Origin of the sequence: Scytonema sp. PCC 10023, from assembly GCF_963920835.1 — a bacterium.
GTDB lineage: Bacteria > Cyanobacteriota > Cyanobacteriia > Cyanobacteriales > Nostocaceae > Kalymmatonema.
The window spans coordinates 1-17,289 of record NZ_CAWUDP010000046.1; the positions used below are offsets into that span (position 1 = coordinate 1).

Below are 17,289 nucleotides of genomic sequence, written 5' to 3' on the forward strand. Positions count from 1 at the left end.
AGACAGTTAAGACAGTTAAGACAGTTAAGACAGTTAAGACAGTTAAGACAGTTAATAAAATCAAAGATAAAAAATTGTTTTTTAACAAAAACTTTGCCAAAAAAAAGAGGGTGAGGTACTTACAAGTAATAAAATGCCCAGCCATCGCTTTCGCCCCTGCACCTTACGCCCCTCTCTTTTTGTGCCCCCTGCTTGCCTTCAAGAGCAAATTTTTTATCACCAAACGTATTGGGGTATTGCACCCATGTCGCTATGACAAGTTTTTAGTTAAACTCAACTTTGGGCGCTCTCCTGCACATTTTGGAGAATTGGGTATAGGTCAATACGGTTGCTGTTAAGGATTTTTGGTGGGATTCGCGTTCTCTGTAGAACCAAGGGATGGCGCGTCTCTACATTGTGGTTTTGATAACGGTTCTGGTCTCTAGCACTACTGCAACCATATCAACCGAGTTTAGCTGTGACTTGGCTATTCCAAAAAGCAATGAGTGTTGATCTAAATCAAGAAATTGATCCAAATCAAATTAACCAACTGTTGTCTGCGGTGTTTCAACAAATGCAACAACTCGGTGAACCTGTACTCAAACCATTTTTGCAAGATGTGGTGCAGTTTCCCGCACTGACGCAAACTTTGATAAAAACTGGCTTAACACATCCAGGATTAGTTGCCAAAGTGATTGGACAAGTCGGTTTAGGAACTTTTCTAATGATATTTAGAACCAAAGTAGAAGTACTGCAACAGCAAGAGGAAAGTTTTTTTGGTCAAGGTGGAGACGTGCGATGGCACGGAGTGCCCGCCGGGGCGTGATCGCAACTTCCCCAACTTAACATTCAACGTTAGCACGAAGAATTGCGTCGCTTGCAACCCGGTTATGTCCGGCGTTTTGTGGAAACTGCGCTACCTTGTGGGGATTAGTATTGAGGGAGACAGATGCACAAGAGATTTTCCAAGCGGCAGAGAACTAGTAATGTGGAAGATAATGTGGAAGAAAGTACCACTAGCATAGCAGAAGAGCCTGAAATCCTATGACTACTCAAATTATCTTGAACTTACCAGATGAAGTCTACAAAAAAGCCGAACATTTTGCCCAACTCACTAACCGCGCTGTAGTTGATATTTTGACACAAGCAATAGCACTTTCCCTGTCTCCCGTCAGTCCCCAGTCTACACCAATTGACAGCAAAGAAACTCTCTCTTTCTCTTCTTTACCTGATGAAGAAGTTATCGCCCTCACGGAATTACAGATGCAACCAGAACAAGACCAAAGGTTAAGCGAATTGCTATACAATCAACAAGCTGGAACACTTGCCAATACTGAGCATTCTGAACTCTTGGCTCTAATGCAAGTCTATCAAGAAAAGCTATTACTTAAAGCTCAAGCATTACGTGAAGCAGTTCAACGAGGCTTGCGGGAACCTTTAGATGCATGAGTTCAGGCTGGATATCAGAAACACTAAGAGAAAAAATTCGTGTTCAAGCTAGCGACCAATGCGGTTACTGTCGTAGTTTACAAATATATATTTTGGGACTTTTGGAAATTGAAGTAATTATTTATCTGTGTCCATCTGTGTCCATCTGTGGTTGATTATTTCTTTGGTGTACCTTAGAAGGGTTGCAAACCACTATAAGTTCATAGTGAGCGCTTAAGCGCTGTTTATGAGTCTAGGACTAAAGTCCTTACTACGAACTTATAAAACGATGATAATTAATGCAAAAAATTTAATCAAGCCAACAATTCATCAACTGCTACACTAAAACCTTTAAGCACAGTTTGAGTGTTGACAACCTCTCCAGAAATAAACACAAGTCGCTGATTTGGTGTTATCACAATAATCCAACGATTTTCAGGAAACACCAGCCAAACTTCCTCGCCTCCAAACTGCAAATATTCTTGAGATTTCGCAATAACCTCTTGAGCCAAATCTGTTGGGGAAACAATCTCAGCAATGAGTGGAAAACTTTGGGGTAACACAGCAGGTTCGCCAAACTGATTGATAAGTTCTGGTGTGAGATAAGCAACATCAGGAACACGTCCCTGCTTATTGGTACGACAAGGTACTTCTGTATAAACTTGTCCTTTGTGTCCGCTGGAGTCTTTGTAATTTCTCCAGTAATAGCCTACATTTGCTTGAATCCTACCATGCTTGAGTGTCACTCCGTTTTTCTCCAATAATTCCCCATCCACCCATTCTGTAGGTTCAGGGGGGTTCTGCATCCAGTCTTCTAAGGAAAATTTTGATACATTTGAAATAACTGTAGATACCATTATTATCTATTCTCCTTAACAGCATTTACTAACATTATTACTGATTATTTCTATAGAGACTCCATTGCTTTTTGTACTTTCTCAACTTGTTTGGGTGCTTGCATTTCGTTGAAGAGGGCGATCGCCTTCTCAAAATTTTCCCTACTTTTGACAACTTCCCTCATTCGTTGATAAGTTAATGCCAGTTGAAAGTAAGCTTCGGCTAAATCCCATTTAGCGCCTATTTCACCTAAAACTTTGATTGCTTTTTCATGACAAGCCACTGCTTCTTCAAAATTTTCCTGTTCTCGATACAACTGTGCTAAACCAATTAAAGCTTTAGTTTTAGCTTGAGTATAAGGACTTTTTTCAGCATAAAAAATATCTTTTTGGTATATTTTAAATGATTTTTCTATTTCTCCTAAATTCTTAAACGTTAGGGATAAGTAAAATAATCTATACTCTGTCACCCATGAAGGTAGCCCTTCTTCCGGTAGTCTATTGTAGAGGTAATTAGCAATCTCACTTGCTTCTTCCTTTCGTCCCAAACAGGAATTTAAAAATGCTAGGTAAAACAAAGCAGATGGAGCATATTTCTCATAGTCGAGTTTCTCACAAAGCTCAACAACTTGCGTGAGAGTATTTACTGCTTCTTCGAGTTCCCAACAACCAATTTGACAAATACCTATAGTTAAAAACGAATTTATGACTATTAATTGAAGTTTTTTAACAGTCTCATTATCATCTTCTTGTCCGATTGATTGCAAGCAAGTGAGCGCTATTTCTCTTGATTGCTTACAATAATCAACAGCTTGGTGAATATCACCTTTTAGCCAGCATATAGCACCTAATGTATGATAAAGTTTGGCAAGGCGATACCCTGGATTAACTTTGTTTAATATCTCAGTTATTGCAGCAGTCATTGGTTTTAATAAACCTCGTTTATAAAACGATCGCCCCAGAGATTCATGAGTTCCCCATTTATTATTTCTCTGTCTGATGATGACATCTGCTGCTTGTTCAAAGTCTTCAATGACTACATAGTGATAGTAAGCTTCCAAGGCTGTCAATGCATCTTTTGTGCCTTGAACTGTATTTACACTATTTGTCCAAAAATCAGCAGCTTTGCGGTTCGCTGTTTCCCATTCTCCACTCAGTCGCAACCGGGCGATCGCCTCCGTCAAAATGACTGGATGCAGCCAGTATTCTCCTTGACGGCATTCTACTAAAGACCGAGCGCGCAGGCTATTAACCACCCGCCGCCGTTGCGACTCTGGCACATCCCACAGCAAACAAACAAGCCCGTCAATAGGTACACGAGGCACATCTTGATAGCGGTAGCATCCCAAACGACAGAGGAGCCGATATGCTTCAGGATCAATTTCTTGCAGACGGTTAAACTGACTGACAACTAAATTTTCTAACTCTTGTTCAATCAACAAATCATCGTGAGTGACATTCCAATAAGCATCTATATCACATTCAAAATCTGCGCAAATGACACCGCTGATGATTCGCATTGCTTTGGCATTGCCCCCATAGGCTCTGCATATTTCACGTAGCGCTGTAGAATCAGGATTAGGATTAATGTTGCGACTGGCAAAAAACTGTCTCCATGCCGACTGCTCCAAGCCCTTGAGCATATAAAAGTTCACATCAACACTCACTTCACATAGGCGTTCGCGGCTGGTAATGAGTGTCACTGAATTGATTGCTGGATCTGCCAAGACTCTCAATAATTCTACATAATGGCGATGAGGGTGGATGAATGTTCCGTTTATATCTAAAGCAGTTTCGAGGTTGTCGATTAATATACGGGTTCTTCTCATTTCATCTCGAAGCTTCCGTTTCAGTCTCTGCAAATTGATCCCCAGAGTGCGTCCTGGTTGTTCATCAAAGTCTCGCCATAACCATTCCTCAACTACGCTCTCTACAGAAATGATGTTCTGGGGTTCCGTTGCCATCGACAGTTCTAAAAATTTGAAACCCTGAGTTTCAAAATATTTGCGAGCTAGCCTTGTTTTGCCAACGCCGCCTTCACCTTGGATGACAATAATCTTTGCAGCTTGGTTAACCATATTGTGAAGTTGGGCGATCGCTTCGGAACGTCCAACAAAATCAGGATCTAGCTCAGTGCTCTTAACGTAGCGATCAACAATATCTTTCCAGTTTGTCAGCCCTACAGCTTCACAAATCTTGATAAAAGTCTCTTTATGAATTGGCTCCCTTCTCCAAAACCGCTTCAAAGTAGCTTTAGAAGTGTGTGCAGCTTGGCACCAAATATCAGCGTATTTATTCCAGCCCCTTCTCAGTCTGGCTTGCTCGACGATTTCTAGCCCTGGTGTAGATGCCCTAACAGAATCCGCCATTTTTCAAAAATTTCGCATCATATTTCTTCTTATGTTACATTTGCTATCGAACACGAGAGCAACTAACGTGATAACCGAGCCAACTGAGCCAAAAAATTGAGCCGTATAGTGAGCTTTCAAGGCTAATTGCTTCAGTCATTCTGAAAATGTGGACGTTTTTACTTCCCATTTAGGAGCCTTGTAACATGACCCCTATTTGCAATAATGAGTGCGAGCATGATCATTGTCCGTTCAGGAGCGATCCCTACAATCCCAACAGACAGGTGTGCGTCAAATGCGGACAAGACTACTTTTTTCGCCGGAATGGTTTTAGCAATTTCTTTGTAATAGCAGCCCTGGTTGTCTGCTTACTGCTAGCGATCAAAGTCGTGAGCAATCACCGTCAAACCATCGACTCTCAACCTGAGACTCAAGCTGATGTCCAAAGTTGGAAATAACAAGTGCGTTTTACCTGTCTCAAACGTTAACAGCACATATCTAGCTATTCTCAGAACCATGAAAACCACCACCGATGATCATAGTCGCCTTCTCAAGTTGGCTTCCAAGTGCCTCAAATATTTCTTAATTGTCATATTCGCCTTTGCGATCGCCTACGTAATGTCAATGAGTTTTGGTATCTTGCACATCGCCGCCATGCTACTACCTTTAGTAGGAAGTTGGTTTTTGCGAGTGGGAATTCTTCTATTGTGTTTGCTAGCAGTAGCTGTCATTTCAGAGTCAGTACGTTAAAGAGTGAGGATGAGGGAAGTGAGGATAATTCAGCTCATCTCCCTCATCCCCCTTTTTGCTTGTCATCCAAAAACCTGAGTTGCCGATATAAACAAGAAATTTGCGGTAAATCGACACCTACAGCTTGTGCCATTCGTAACGGGTTGCCGAAAATCGCTTCTACCTCTAAAGGGCGGCGTTCGTCATAGTCAATTTTCATGCTAGTACGGTAGGGCTTCATCTTCACGGTGTAATCGAGCATTGTTTGAATGAAGCTATCAGGGATAATGCGCCCTGAATTCTTCGCCCCTGTCAGCACTTCATACATCAGCTGTTCCACTAACTTGCAGGTGTGAACATTTGCCATTAATTCCGCCGTTGTAGCGTTGAGAATGACAGAAAGCCCATTATATGGAATGTTCCATACCAATTTTTTCCAACGCCCCAGCAGCAAGTCTTCAGTTAATTCAATCAGGATACCAGCACTTTCAAAATCCTCGCCAATTTGCCGCATCCGTTCTGTGATACCAGCTGCATAATAGTCAGCTGCATATTCGCCTAGGGTAATTTGTCCATAGTCCAAGTGGCAGATATGTCCTGATCCTACTTTATTTGAACACAGAAAGCACAACCCACCAATAACCTTATCATTACCGACAATTTGGGCGACTTCCGCCTCCACTCCCAGTCCATTCTGCAACACCAGTACTACCCCATCATCCTTAACAATAGGGGGTAACAACTTTGGCAGCACATGGTTTTGCGTTGTCTTCAGCGCAACGACTACGACATCACATCGAGGCATCTTTTCTACATCGCAGTAGGCATTGACTTGCCTTAAGGTGAAGTCGCCGTCAACAGACTCAACAACTAAACCGTGTTTGCTGACGTGTTCGTAGTCGCTACGTAGCAAAAAGTGGACGTTTAACCCAGCCTTTTGCAGTCTAGCACCGTAAAACCCGCCTAATGCACCTGTTCCTAAGATGGCGTATGTGCGAAGGGACATGAAGGAAATCTATTATATCTATTATATTTTCTGTGATGATCCTACATTGAAGCTGATAAGATTTTTATTCACATTATTGATAGAGTTATTTTAATTTTTAACTTTACATTTTTTTAAACTTTTGCAAGTAAGATTCAAATTAAAATATTTAATGACTATTTCTCAGAAAAGCTTATCCTTTCTGGGTTTAGCCGCACTGACTCTGCTAATAACGATAAAAATACTTTACTTATCTAAACTTATGTTAATTTAGTCGTTATTATATTAAATGTATACACTAAGGTATGTTTCACTATTTTAGAAATATGTTAAAGGTTGTACAAAATGTTGACATTATCCCCAAGAATTGATGCTTGACCTTAACAGCTTAGCTGAGTTCTCCCGCGCCAACTGTGTAAGTATTTGTGCATTTCTAGTGCCAGCCAACTTGCTTGCCACAATCTTGGCTATGACTTTTGCCGCACTCCGTCGCCCGTCACATTATGTATGGCAAGCATCCGCAATAGGTAGCATATTTGCGTTCATAATGATATTGCACGTCTATACTTGGTTTTTGGCTGGCGTAGTGATGGCTCCTACCTATATCTTGCTGTGGCTAGCACTCACCTGTTTGCTGGCAAATGTAGGGGCAGTTCTGTTTCAAAGACGCTACGCTCAAACCCCTCAGCATAGTAATGGATAGGCTGAAACATAGCACAAGAATTTATTGAGCGCTTGTGGAGTCATAGATTATGGTACCAGGCAAACCAGAAACCATTCTACCAACCAGCGCAAAAGTCACGAACGCCTTGGTGATTTAACTCAAGAGTTGTGACTTAAAGGAATTGTTTGCCGTTTTTTAAAGGATAAAGTTGCCGTGACAGAGGCTGAAAGCATTATTCTCTCCATTCTTTCTGATCTTTCTAAATTAGTTGTCGAGTTCCATTAAATAATAAAGTTGTCGTAAGTTCATGGCTGAATAAGAGTTTTGAGCTTAGCGAGCGGCTCTGCCGCAAGCTGTACCCGGCTTATCGCGCCATGACGTAGATTAATCTGTATTAAACCGACTCGTGACAAACTACCGAACTTTCGCCTGAGAGTTAGCACAAAGTGCTTTTTACAGCAATAGCTCTACTTGAAAGCCGAATAAACACTTTGAAGGTGCTTACTACCATGACAGATCAGTCCATATTCCCCACCAGCTCGTCTGAGGATCTCACACGAGCGCACCTGAACGACTTGCGCCACGGGCTTCTCCGTCTCCATAAGGCGCTGGTGGACTCCGAGCGCATCTCTTATGAGCGGTTCCACGGGCGAGTCACTTCGAGCGGAGAACTTCTACAACTCGTCATCCAACACGAGTGGTTTGCCTGGCTTCACCCTGTCTCCGAACTCGTGGTCCAAATTGACGAGCTACTAGACGCGGACGATCCGATGACGGCAAACGATGCTAGTAGTCTCATAGAACGAGCACGCGCATTGCTCAACCCGTCCGAGTCGGGCGCTGGCTTTGAAAAACAGTACTATGATGCCCTCCAGCGCGACCCTGACGTTGTGATGACACACGCGCAGGTGTTGCAGCTCCTTGCGCCCGACGTTCAGGTCTGATCCAAACGCACCCGCTGTGGGGAAGCTGGCGACAGCTACCTAGATCCCATCTTTCTCGAAACAAGTGTTCCAGGTTCCTTCGCTGCTGGCGACGTTAGGCATGGCTCCGTAAAGCGAGTTGCTTCAGCCGTTGGTGAAGGTGCTATGGCTGTGACATTTGTTCATAGATATCTAGAGGAAACGGCGTGGATCTAATGTTTATATGTAGCGAAGAGCAATACTAATTTTGGTGAGCAACAAGAGTCCTGATTCTTATGTCACCATCGCCAACGCCAGGGAAAACTTATTGCGGGTAGAACGGGGAGAAGTGACGCAAAGAGTAGACACCAGCTTTAGAAGCTTTTGTTAACTTTGAAGAGTTCTGAGGAGGGTTTCCCTCCGGGAGAAACTGTCCGTCCCGTTGAGACGACTGGCGTGCCAAGACGCTAAGAAAAACTTTGCGCCTTTGCGTCTTTGCGCGATAAATTCAGATACGGTGCATTACTGCGTTAACGCACCCTATATTCTTCCTTGGCGTTCTTGGCGTCTAAAGCCCTTTGGGCATGCGCCTTCGGCGTAGGGCGGTTCGATAAATTCAGATAACAGCTTTACTCAACATTACGAATCTGCATCTGTATCCATTCACGCTCAAGCATGGCATACAGCACTGAATCTCGCCACTCACCCTTAACCCATTCATACTCTTGCAAATACCCCTCCTGACGCATCCCACTTTTTACCAAAACTCGCATTGAGAGAACATTTTTCGGGTCACACGTTGCAAAAATCCGATGTAAATTAAGTTGCTGAAAACCAAAATGTAAGAGCTTCCCTACAGCTTCCGTTGCGTATCCTTGCCCCCAAAATTCCTTAGCTAAACAGTATCCAATCGAACCTTCTTGCTTGTCTGGATTTGTCACGCTAATACGACAAGCACCAATTAACTGTTTATCATCTTTTAAAGTCAGTGCTAGAGCAAAATGCTGACGGGGTTGTTGCCGTTGTATTTTAATCTCTCTTTGCAAAAAAATCTTGGTATCTTCTTCGCTATTAGGACCAAAAGGCAAATAGCGAACCACTTCTGGATCAGAGGCGTAGCTATGCACTCCTTGCCAATCTGATTTTGTAAAATCCCTGAGAATAAGACGTTGCGTTTCTAGCTGTAGGTTGATGCTCATTACAAAATTAAGAGTTAAAAGTTATGAGTTAGGAATACAACACATAGCTTATAACTTATAACTCATAACTATACTGAAATCTTGCACCATTCTCAATAACTGTAGGGTGGGCACTGTTCACAACGTAAAAATAAGGGTTTGAGGAAAGTTAGGCAGTGCCCACCTTACTACAAAAATTGCAATAAAGCAGCTGGTGCAAGATGTGGGTATATTGATATCATGTGCAATTTATCTTTTGAGGGGGCTTGGGGGAGCTATAAGACTTAGGCCCTACCCGTAAGGGAGGCGTGGGATACATGGACTCCCCCAGGTTAATTTTATGGGATTCAATATCCCTAAAATTAACTTTCTGTGTTGGCGACGTTTGCTGCTATTCCTAACAGAAATGATAAAATTAATAAACCGTCTAACCAACGGTTGCCTTGACTCAAACGAACACGTCTCCCGCAACGTGGTGAACAGCGCAAACGGCATAAACTGGTCTGAACCTAGACAATTTAAGTTAGGGGGTTCCAGCTAAAAACTTTGGGTGAGATGTGCCCAATTCTGTAGTTGGGTAAAAACTTCACAGTACATAGGTGTACTCCAATTCGTATCAATCGATTGGTAGTCAGTACGCACGGGCTGTGCGGAACGGAAACCGCCTGGGCAATCGATCTGCCGGGGAGTAAGTCATGAGGCTGCTCTAGGTAAGTGGTGAAACACCCTAGAGGTGGAAACAACCAGGAAATCTCAATCGCGAGGTTGGGAAGCCTACACTCACCCGATAGCGGAGTGTAGGAGGATGTCACTCGCCAAACCCCCTCTGCGCTTGCACGTCTTGGGGTAAGGGACTTCCAATTAAAAAAATCTCCAATTTGTAGTGAGCCAAACATTGGTGGGTTACGGCGCAATGCAAGTCCTGAATGTAAAACCTCAAGTGTCGTGCGCCTAACCCACCCTACAGAATGGATAATTTATTTTTTGGTACTCCCTGAGGGGTGGGGTACTTAGTTGACAAACTCCGTACGGAACTGATTCACTACTTTATCTAGTGCCACTGAATGCGCTGCCTTGAAAAGAATCCTATCACCCTCTTGCACAAAAGTTTTTAAACAGGCAACTAAGTCTGCATGAGTTGCAAAGCACTCAGATGGTATACCTTCAGCACTTTTGGCTATAGCTTTGGCATCTTCGCCATCCGCCAAAACCAACAAAGCATCCAAATTCAATCTTCGCACTGTTTCCCCAACTTGCTGATGCAAAAAGTGCGATCGCTCTCCCAATTCCTTCATCGCACCCAACACCGCAATGCGTCGTTTTCCTGGCGTATCTGCCAACAAGTGTAAGGCTGCTTGCATTGCTTCTGGTGCAGCATTATAAGTTTCATCTAAGATTACCACATCATTAGGTAAAGTAAAACGCTGCGATCGCCCTTTTGGCATATCCACCATCACACCCGATTTCAGGCATGACCAATCAATGCCCAACACTTGCGCCACTGCTAAAGCTGCCAAATAGTTAGTTGCATTGTGTCGTCCACTCAAGGGTAAAGGCAATTGCATTCCTGCCACTTCCAACGTCTCGCTATCAATCAACTTTCCTTGGATATCGCCGCCAGATAAACCAAACGTCAAAACTTTCCCTTGCCAGACTTTCGCCGCCGTTTCAATTAACAAGGGGTTGTCATGATTAAGAATAGCTACACTATCAGCAGGCATTTGAGCCAATAACTCGCATTTTGCGGAGGCAATAGCTTCTTCTGAACCAAGTAACTCAATATGCGCCGTCCCCACGTTGGTAATCACACCAATCGTTGGACGGGCTATTTGCGTGAGTTCAGCAATTTGTCCCTTTCCCCGCATCGCCATTTCAATGACAGCGAAATCATGTTCTGCTGTAAGTTCTAGGAGAGTTTTCGGCACTCCAATTTCGTTATTGTAATTTGCATAAGTCTTGAGGACTCGTCCCTGTGTCGCCAACACAGCCGCAATCAGTTCCTTAGTTGTGGTTTTGCCTACAGAACCCGTGACTCCAATCACTGGAATAGAAAACTGATCACGCCACCACCTGCCAATTTTTTGATATGCCTCTAGCGTGTCTTTTACCTGCAACACAGGAAATTCAGAATTGCCGTATTCAAAATCAGCGATCGCCGCCATTGCACCTTTTTCTATCGCCATTGGGACAAAATTATGTCCATCAAACTTTTCACCGCGTAAAGCCACAAACACTTCACCAGGCTTGAGGATACGGGAATCTGTCTGTATACCGCAGATCAAATGTGCTTCATCAGCTTCAGATAAGTTTGCTGCTGTTGCAGATAGAACTTCAACCAATTGGCTTAGAGTGGCAGAACAAGGCATAACACTAGGGTTTTTGGATTCCAAAATTTGTTGCTTAGATTCAAGGAGACACCTCGTCTGCAAGTGCGACAAGGACAAAATTCCTTAAATTTTATATTTTTTTTGGTGAGAATATAAAGTTAATGAATCTACTATACTCAGATATACTTGTCAAATCAGAATAAAAACAGCCTCAAAATTTATAAAATTTTCTCATAAGAACGAAGCAGAGGAGGATTTTTTGACCGCCCCTGCTTTCCTTTGATTGTCAAGATAGCCGCTGATTGCAAAATGACCGCTACCCCAGATCCAATATAGAATTTCCGTACACCCTACATCCCACACCTCATTTTGATACGAAGGGCTTTTGATAATTGGCAAGCGCTATCCCCGATTTTTGATCCACATCGCTTGCACAATTTGTGTGGTAATGGCAGCAGAAATTCCCGAAAGTTGATACAAATCGTTTAAAAAATCTTACTCCTGTTGAGTCAAAAGACCATTGGCTAAAACCAGGTCTGTGGCTACCGCAAAAGCTGCTTCCTCCAAGTCGTAGGGTGAGGATTCTTTTGCTGAATGAGACAAACCATTTATAGCATACCGCCTCAAACTGCCCAAGAGTTTGTCAAACATCCTGTTCATCTCATCATTGGAATAGCTTCTGAAAAGCTTCATACGAGACAGCACGGAGAAAATACCACGCGCCTGCTTTTACAGAAAGATTTCCGTCTGAGGTTGTTGCAGTTAAAGTCATTGCAGCAATAGCTTCTGCGCTTATTGAGTGCTTCTTCGACTTGGCTTTGTGCACCCAACATCTTGTCGAATAAACTCATCGTAGTTGACTCCTTCGCTTGCCTCTGTGTAGCGGTACACGCACTGGTGCCTAGGTCAATTTCAGGTCATTGTGCAACGCTGTGAGACTTTTACGCTTCAGTGTTCCCAAGATTTTTGGCAAGCGAACACTTGGACTCGATGGTTCTTGACAACAAGTAAATTTTTGGTTTGAGGTGATCAGAATTACCGTAGGGAAAGCCCCTGTGGATAAAGCGTCTACGCAAACGCTTGGCTTAGTGAAGGCGCTTCGCGTCTACGCCAATACCTGCTTTTTCAAAACTTTCGATAACTGCCAAACCTAAACTAGAAAAGGCAACCAGTAGGAATACCGAAGCCAAGAAGGCGTTTACAAGCATCCGGAGGGCGTCATCAAAGAAAATGTAAGTGGTCATTGTTTTGTCTACTCAACTCAATGGTGCTAGTACTCATTTATATTCTTCACACCGTGATTGGCGTTTTCCGTCTGTAGAATACCAGCAATTGCATCTTAACAAAACTTTAGCTCTTTCATGACAAAACTTAGATTTTTTTTGTTGAAGTTCAGATAAAATTTTCTCCGCTTTTGTTAAATCAAATACTAAATCGCATTATAAATAAAAAAAATTTTCAATAATCAGGGCGAGTCATTGATGAAATTGGTAAACTCATACCAATTCTCTGTAACAATGCGCTCAATAATTACCCCCCGGCCCAGTGGGTACGGTCACGCACGGCTATCGCCGTATGCGCAAAGCGCACGCCTTAGAGCGTCCCTGCAAGCCATCGGGGGGACTACAGTTCAGTTGAATTAAGCTCAACTTCATAAAGAAATGGTATCAGTTACACAATGAGTGAGAATTACAGACTATGGAACTGTCTCTAGTAGAAATATTTACAAATCGGCTTGTGTTGCTGCCCATATCACAGAAATACAAAGAAGAGATTTTTAGAGAGTTCACAAAAGAAATTACGACTTATATGTATCCTCGCCCACCTCACAATCTTGCCGAAACAGAAGAATTTATTAACGCTTCTCTAGGCGAAATGAAAACAGGAAATAATCTTGTACTAGTTATCTTAAAAAAAGACTCCCAAGAATTTTTGGGATGTACTGGAATTCACGAGCTCCGCAGTAAACATCCAGAACTTGGTATTTGGCTAAAAAAATCTGCACAAGGTAAGGGCTATGGATTAGAGGCTATTACTGCACTGAAAAAATGGGCTGATGAGAACTTAGATTACGAATATCTTATCTATGACGTTGATAAAGCAAATTCCCCCAGCCGAAGAATCCCAGAAAAGCTTGGTGGGCAAATTATTCGAGAGTATGATAAGACAAATTTGAGTGGAAGAGTTTTGTATATACTAGAGTATAAAATTTTGAGACAATAAAATTTGCTTCAAGCTTCTTACAAATACGTTATTGATGTTTTTAAATAAAAGATTATGCAAAAAAACTGTAGACCCCTTCGGAGAATAAAAAATTAAAAATTGAACGCAACTCTGTATGAGCATGGGATTTGAAAAAAGGGGCGAGCACGCCCCGCTGGCGCTCCTTGTGCTCGCCCCTTTTGTCCTTTTCTTAACAGAAAAGATTTTCAATAGTGTTTGAACACAATAAAGCATCAAAAGCTACTTTGTGAAAAGAAAAAAATAGGTGGAAAAAGATGCGGTTAGCATCACACCATTCCACCTGTCATTTTTGGAAGACAACTGGTTTTAGTTGTATTGAAACTTAACGCTTTTCGGTTCCCTGATTGCCAGCGCCTTCAGTAAACTGATCGCTGTTACCAGATTCTGGTATTGAAGATGGCGTAGCATTGGTTTCGTTATTACCAGAGCCAGTATGGCGTTTTTCCTCATCAACAGGGGTTTGAACGCCACCGGAAGCAACAGCGTTTTGTTCGTCAGCTTCTCGGTTTTCTGTTTCCTGGTCTTTTGGATAAGTCATAAAGTAAGCTCCGCATTTAACACTGGCATCATTCTAGGAAGTGTAGGAATGCAATTTCTTCTCTCCAGGATGTAGTTTTGCTTAATCACTCCATCTGTCTTTTGGATGAATTATCACTTAGTTATGTTGAACAAGAATACAAAATTTTGGCGAGTAACCGTATTTACTTCGGTATTAGAGATGAATCAGGGTAAGGTGGGCATTCTTCTTATCTTCGAGAACAGATTCTAAAATGTTGGTAGATAATGCCCACCCTACAGGTGACGGCTAGTACTAGTGACTAATGAGTATTTATTCTCTGTCCTGAAGCACGAATTAATTCAGCGACAAGAGCAGCGATCGCAGACACTAAAATCAAAATAACGCTCAGAGCATTGATATCTGGTTTGACTCCTGTCCTAATGCGGCTAAAAATTTCCATTGGTAGGGTGTTGGAACCACTACCAGCAGTGAAACTGGCGATGAGAAAGTCATCTAAGCTGAGGACAAAAGCTAGCAAACAACCAGCGACAATACCAGGCATTAACTCAGGTAATAAGACTTTGATGAAGGCTTGCACTGGTGTTGCTCCTAAATCTAGTGCTGCTTCTTCTAAGTGGGGATCTAAGTTAGTGAGTCGAGAAGACACAACAAGAGCAACGTAGGCAAGACAGAACACCACATGAGCTGCAACAATTGTCCAGATGCTGAGGGGAACGGCAAACGCCGCTAGAAAAACTAAGGTAGCAACGGCGATCGCAATATCGGGAATAATCAATGGTAAGTAAGAAATACCACGATACAAGCTCTTACCTAAAAACTGATAACGTGCCAACCCCACCGCCATCAAAGTTCCCAACACTGCTGAAATCCCGACTGCACACAAAGCTACTATCAAACTATTTTGTAGAGCTGATAAAATCCGCTCATCACTGAACAATTTACGATACCATTCCAGGGTAAATCCTTGCCAAGTTGCACTGTAGGGCGAAGAGTTGAAACTATAAAAGGCAAGAACCAGTATCGGTAGATACATGAAAACAAATATCAGTAGTGAGAAAACCGCCTGCCATGTAAAGGCACGCGGTTTTTTCCGGAATGGACTTGTATTCACGTTTTGTTATTTTTACTTATTTTTTATCTGCGCTATTATACCACATTTTAATTTTATAGTCAATCCTCTATCTCTGGTTTCTGCGCTGCTCATTTGAGCATAACCTCTCCCCCTACACCCTACTGAGAGCTTCTGCTTCAACACGGGCGGCTTGCTTCCGCTCTAACATTTGTTTTTGTGATAGACAAGCCTCAAGATATTCACAATTCTCACAGCAAAGCTGTTTTCCTGGATGAAGACAACCACAGGGAAGATGTAGGAGACACTCGGAAGAATTTTTGGATTTACAGTTATCAACTGTTAACTGCAAACAAAGCATTAAATCTTGAAGGAACATAGCGGTGCAATCTAATAACAAAAAGGACTGTGTTGTACACTGCTTAAGCAGATTCAAAATATTTTTTTGGTTCTATTTATATTAATGATAGTTCGTCAAATCAATACCTCTTCCTCAAAGCGTATTTTCAGCCTACTGAAGGAAGATTTATGTAAAATAATTATAAAAAATGTAGAGATTTATGATTGTATATAAAACTTTTTATATAAAAAATATTGAAGAGACTTTTGGCAAAAGTACCTAGTCCTTATAAATTGCGTCTACACACGCAACACTATGAGTAGCACCCTAACAAATAGAAAGTCCTTGTTCTACTGACTTTCCTAGTATACCTTCAGATTTCGAGTCAGAAGGTACAAAACTTTTGTAAGAGATCGATGAATTCAAAAGTCCTTCTGACGAAAGAGCAAATCCAGATTTTGATTGTCTAGAGTAATTTCAGGAAAGCCGGAATTGTCAAAGCAAAAATCTTGGATAGAACCATGACTAATCAACTAGAAAAAAATCAAATTAGGCAGCCAGTTAGTGTTGATTGGCACGCGAAAGAAGAGCCTACAGCTAAGGAAAGAAACTTAACTGTGAATCCCGGAGACGCAATTGCCCAGAAGCCCCAAACAGTTCAAGAAAAGGCTAAGCAGGTTGCTGTAGACCAACCTGATATCACAGGTGACTGGATTAAAGTACCCACCTACTTTGTTGTGGAATACCCGAATGGTGAAAAGAAAGCACTCCACCATGTCAAGGATGCAGAAGAAATTTCTGATGTCATTCGCCAAGCAAGAGTCGATGAAAATGGAAATAGGATTTGGTGGTAGTAACTAATGGCGTCAGCTAGCCATCATAAATGAGGCTCACTCGCTCTTGATGTTTCATCTGTCTTATTGCAGAAGTGAGCCTCATAACAGATTTATCAAGAACTGTTAATTAAAAATGAAGTCATTAAAAATAAATTAAAAACTAATTATTATGGTAAACATAATCACAAAACATTTTAACTCTTGGACTACGCAAGAAATCAAAAATGAACTTTTGAATATGGTGAAAGGTCGAGATACAGAACCTTTAAGTACTAAAGTTATCTTTTCTAAAAACGAATAGCGTCCCTATTTTGAAGAGTTAAGCCAACGCAACCCTTTTCCCATCGTTGAAGAGCAACTGCCGATTGTCCTTGGTGTTTGGGTACCAATCTGGTCTACTATACCTTTTCATGATAATTTGCCAGGGCGGATACGTGAGCAATCTTATCAAATTTTTCATGACGATGGTTATTATGCTAATATTGCTCGTTATGCACCAGGGCATGAATCTTCTTTCTGGAAAAAGGTTTCGTCAAGGTTGCCTGCTTACGACTTTATGGTGATGCAAAAATATGAAGTCCGTAATAATCAATGGTGGATTCAAAATGTTGGCATATTCCAAGCTTTTAGGAACAGAGAAATTCCTCTAAGTGTTGACGAGGCAGAGAATTGGTTTACTGATGTCGTCAACACGAAAGTTAAGCCAGCCTTGCAAAAAGGAAACTTACCTGAGACACTCAAATTAGAAAATTTGGACAGAAATACTGTAAAGAAATATGAAAAAACCTACTTGGCTAATTTTTCTTTAGAGCATTTATATGTAGATTGTGACTTGCGCTTGGTTAAAACTCAACGAGAAGCTTCACAGCGACCAAGTTACACAATTGCTGTTCCTATACGCTAA

Annotated in this window: 19 protein-coding genes and 3 pseudogenes; 13 read left to right on the top strand and 9 right to left on the bottom strand. The window is 41.9% G+C overall.

From position 1 onward, the window contains the following. The 3 genes and pseudogenes from ACM0OZ_RS25500 to ACM0OZ_RS25510 all read left to right on the top strand — a co-directional run. Nucleotides 1-338, top strand: a 338-nt coding sequence (locus tag ACM0OZ_RS25500) for a hypothetical protein (protein ID WP_414585626.1), incomplete at its 5' end; no start/stop codon positions are given. A gap of 80 nt (nt 339-418) precedes the next feature. Further along, a pseudogene (locus ACM0OZ_RS25505) lies at nt 419-703 on the top strand (FAD-binding oxidoreductase); the annotation flags it as partial. Between the two features lie 320 nt (nt 704-1,023). Then, entirely contained in the window at nt 1,024-1,428 is a 405-nt protein-coding gene (locus ACM0OZ_RS25510) for a hypothetical protein (RefSeq protein ID WP_414585627.1), read from the top strand. A gap of 293 nt (nt 1,429-1,721) precedes the next feature. Here ACM0OZ_RS25510 and ACM0OZ_RS25515 read toward each other — a convergent pair whose 3' ends face one another. After that, on the bottom strand, nt 1,722-2,264 hold the full coding sequence (locus ACM0OZ_RS25515; protein ID WP_414585629.1) for a Uma2 family endonuclease: 543 nt from the start codon (nt 2,262-2,264) through the stop codon (nt 1,722-1,724). A 50-nt stretch (nt 2,265-2,314) separates the two neighbouring features. Beyond that, nucleotides 2,315-4,612 (bottom strand): tetratricopeptide repeat protein, encoded by a 2,298-nt coding sequence (locus ACM0OZ_RS25520; RefSeq protein WP_414585630.1) that lies wholly within the window; start codon nt 4,610-4,612, stop codon nt 2,315-2,317. Between the two features lie 185 nt (nt 4,613-4,797). Between ACM0OZ_RS25520 and ACM0OZ_RS25525 the strand changes: the two genes are divergently transcribed. Next, nucleotides 4,798-5,049 carry a hypothetical protein gene (locus ACM0OZ_RS25525; protein WP_414585631.1) on the top strand — a complete coding sequence of 84 codons (252 nt, stop codon included), beginning with the start codon at nt 4,798-4,800 and terminating at the stop codon, nt 5,047-5,049. Nucleotides 5,050-5,107: 58 nt separating this feature from the next. Further along, on the top strand, nt 5,108-5,341 hold the full coding sequence (locus tag ACM0OZ_RS25530) for a hypothetical protein (protein WP_414585632.1): 234 nt from the start codon (nt 5,108-5,110) through the stop codon (nt 5,339-5,341). Between the two features lie 43 nt (nt 5,342-5,384). Here ACM0OZ_RS25530 and ACM0OZ_RS25535 read toward each other — a convergent pair whose 3' ends face one another. Further along, the gene (locus ACM0OZ_RS25535) at nt 5,385-6,326 is read right to left on the bottom strand and encodes a putative 2-dehydropantoate 2-reductase (RefSeq protein WP_414585633.1); all 942 of its coding nucleotides are present in this window, start codon (nt 6,324-6,326) and stop codon (nt 5,385-5,387) included. Between the two features lie 349 nt (nt 6,327-6,675). On the opposite strand from ACM0OZ_RS25535, the gene ACM0OZ_RS25540 reads away from it, so the two are divergent. From ACM0OZ_RS25540 to ACM0OZ_RS25555, 4 genes and pseudogenes are all read left to right on the top strand, one after another. Continuing rightward, on the top strand, nt 6,676-7,008 hold the full coding sequence (locus ACM0OZ_RS25540; RefSeq protein ID WP_414585634.1) for a hypothetical protein: 333 nt from the start codon (nt 6,676-6,678) through the stop codon (nt 7,006-7,008). A gap of 470 nt (nt 7,009-7,478) precedes the next feature. Further along, entirely contained in the window at nt 7,479-7,913 is a 435-nt protein-coding gene (locus ACM0OZ_RS25545; protein WP_198940851.1) for a hypothetical protein, read from the top strand. A gap of 42 nt (nt 7,914-7,955) precedes the next feature. Further along, nucleotides 7,956-8,108 (top strand): annotated as a pseudogene (locus ACM0OZ_RS25550) (pyridine nucleotide-disulfide oxidoreductase); the annotation flags it as partial. Between the two features lie 31 nt (nt 8,109-8,139). Beyond that, on the top strand, nt 8,140-8,262 hold the full coding sequence (locus ACM0OZ_RS25555; protein WP_414585635.1) for a hypothetical protein: 123 nt from the start codon (nt 8,140-8,142) through the stop codon (nt 8,260-8,262). Between the two features lie 238 nt (nt 8,263-8,500). Here the strand turns inward: ACM0OZ_RS25555 and ACM0OZ_RS25560 are convergent, their stop codons facing one another. The 4 genes and pseudogenes from ACM0OZ_RS25560 to ACM0OZ_RS25575 all read right to left on the bottom strand — a co-directional run bounded on the left by ACM0OZ_RS25560 (nt 8,501) and on the right by ACM0OZ_RS25575 (nt 12,620). Further along, the gene (locus ACM0OZ_RS25560) at nt 8,501-9,070 is read right to left on the bottom strand and encodes a GNAT family N-acetyltransferase (protein ID WP_414585636.1); all 570 of its coding nucleotides are present in this window, start codon (nt 9,068-9,070) and stop codon (nt 8,501-8,503) included. 989 nt (nt 9,071-10,059) lie between these two features. Continuing rightward, nucleotides 10,060-11,415 carry a UDP-N-acetylmuramoyl-tripeptide--D-alanyl-D-alanine ligase gene (locus ACM0OZ_RS25565; protein WP_414585637.1) on the bottom strand — a complete coding sequence of 452 codons (1,356 nt, stop codon included), beginning with the start codon at nt 11,413-11,415 and terminating at the stop codon, nt 10,060-10,062. A gap of 363 nt (nt 11,416-11,778) precedes the next feature. Beyond that, nucleotides 11,779-12,227 (bottom strand): annotated as a pseudogene (locus ACM0OZ_RS25570) (tellurite resistance TerB family protein). 234 nt (nt 12,228-12,461) lie between these two features. Then, nucleotides 12,462-12,620 (bottom strand): hypothetical protein, encoded by a 159-nt coding sequence (locus ACM0OZ_RS25575; protein WP_198940852.1) that lies wholly within the window; start codon nt 12,618-12,620, stop codon nt 12,462-12,464. Between the two features lie 454 nt (nt 12,621-13,074). Here ACM0OZ_RS25575 and ACM0OZ_RS25580 point away from each other — a divergent pair, with 454 nt between their 5' ends. Beyond that, nucleotides 13,075-13,599 carry a GNAT family N-acetyltransferase gene (locus tag ACM0OZ_RS25580; RefSeq protein WP_414585638.1) on the top strand — a complete coding sequence of 175 codons (525 nt, stop codon included), beginning with the start codon at nt 13,075-13,077 and terminating at the stop codon, nt 13,597-13,599. 343 nt (nt 13,600-13,942) lie between these two features. Here ACM0OZ_RS25580 and ACM0OZ_RS25585 read toward each other — a convergent pair whose 3' ends face one another. Together ACM0OZ_RS25585 and ACM0OZ_RS25590 are read right to left on the bottom strand one after the other, a co-directional pair. Further along, the gene (locus tag ACM0OZ_RS25585) at nt 13,943-14,158 is read right to left on the bottom strand and encodes a hypothetical protein (RefSeq protein WP_414585639.1); all 216 of its coding nucleotides are present in this window, start codon (nt 14,156-14,158) and stop codon (nt 13,943-13,945) included. A gap of 280 nt (nt 14,159-14,438) precedes the next feature. Continuing rightward, on the bottom strand, nt 14,439-15,251 hold the full coding sequence (locus tag ACM0OZ_RS25590) for an ABC transporter permease (protein ID WP_414585640.1): 813 nt from the start codon (nt 15,249-15,251) through the stop codon (nt 14,439-14,441). Between the two features lie 177 nt (nt 15,252-15,428). Between ACM0OZ_RS25590 and ACM0OZ_RS25595 the strand changes: the two genes are divergently transcribed. The 3 genes from ACM0OZ_RS25595 to ACM0OZ_RS25605 all read left to right on the top strand — a co-directional run bounded on the left by ACM0OZ_RS25595 (nt 15,429) and on the right by ACM0OZ_RS25605 (nt 17,289). Beyond that, nucleotides 15,429-15,590 (top strand): hypothetical protein, encoded by a 162-nt coding sequence (locus ACM0OZ_RS25595; RefSeq protein WP_414585641.1) that lies wholly within the window; start codon nt 15,429-15,431, stop codon nt 15,588-15,590. Nucleotides 15,591-16,070: 480 nt separating this feature from the next. Further along, nucleotides 16,071-16,403 carry a hypothetical protein gene (locus ACM0OZ_RS25600; protein WP_414585643.1) on the top strand — a complete coding sequence of 111 codons (333 nt, stop codon included), beginning with the start codon at nt 16,071-16,073 and terminating at the stop codon, nt 16,401-16,403. 400 nt (nt 16,404-16,803) lie between these two features. Further along, nucleotides 16,804-17,289 carry a hypothetical protein gene (locus ACM0OZ_RS25605; protein WP_414585644.1) on the top strand — a complete coding sequence of 162 codons (486 nt, stop codon included), beginning with the start codon at nt 16,804-16,806 and terminating at the stop codon, nt 17,287-17,289.

Excerpts from the sequence above, each read along its gene's own strand:
- ACM0OZ_RS25530 (WP_414585632.1), top strand. The coding sequence starts at position 5,108 with ATGAAAACCACCACCGATGATCATAGTCGCCTTCTCAAGTTGGCTTCC.
- ACM0OZ_RS25535 (WP_414585633.1), bottom strand. The coding sequence starts at position 6,326 with ATGTCCCTTCGCACATACGCCATCTTAGGAACAGGTGCATTAGGCGGG.
- ACM0OZ_RS25515 (WP_414585629.1), bottom strand. The coding sequence starts at position 2,264 with ATGGTATCTACAGTTATTTCAAATGTATCAAAATTTTCCTTAGAAGAC.
- ACM0OZ_RS25510 (WP_414585627.1), top strand. The coding sequence starts at position 1,024 with ATGACTACTCAAATTATCTTGAACTTACCAGATGAAGTCTACAAAAAA.
- ACM0OZ_RS25545 (WP_198940851.1), top strand. The coding sequence starts at position 7,479 with ATGACAGATCAGTCCATATTCCCCACCAGCTCGTCTGAGGATCTCACA.
- ACM0OZ_RS25525 (WP_414585631.1), top strand. The coding sequence starts at position 4,798 with ATGACCCCTATTTGCAATAATGAGTGCGAGCATGATCATTGTCCGTTC.
- ACM0OZ_RS25560 (WP_414585636.1), bottom strand. The coding sequence starts at position 9,070 with ATGAGCATCAACCTACAGCTAGAAACGCAACGTCTTATTCTCAGGGAT.
- ACM0OZ_RS25575 (WP_198940852.1), bottom strand. The coding sequence starts at position 12,620 with ATGACCACTTACATTTTCTTTGATGACGCCCTCCGGATGCTTGTAAAC.
- ACM0OZ_RS25580 (WP_414585638.1), top strand. The coding sequence starts at position 13,075 with ATGGAACTGTCTCTAGTAGAAATATTTACAAATCGGCTTGTGTTGCTG.
- ACM0OZ_RS25540 (WP_414585634.1), top strand. The coding sequence starts at position 6,676 with ATGCTTGACCTTAACAGCTTAGCTGAGTTCTCCCGCGCCAACTGTGTA.
- ACM0OZ_RS25520 (WP_414585630.1), bottom strand. The coding sequence starts at position 4,612 with ATGGCGGATTCTGTTAGGGCATCTACACCAGGGCTAGAAATCGTCGAG.
- ACM0OZ_RS25600 (WP_414585643.1), top strand. The coding sequence starts at position 16,071 with ATGACTAATCAACTAGAAAAAAATCAAATTAGGCAGCCAGTTAGTGTT.
- ACM0OZ_RS25585 (WP_414585639.1), bottom strand. The coding sequence starts at position 14,158 with ATGACTTATCCAAAAGACCAGGAAACAGAAAACCGAGAAGCTGACGAA.
- ACM0OZ_RS25565 (WP_414585637.1), bottom strand. The coding sequence starts at position 11,415 with ATGCCTTGTTCTGCCACTCTAAGCCAATTGGTTGAAGTTCTATCTGCA.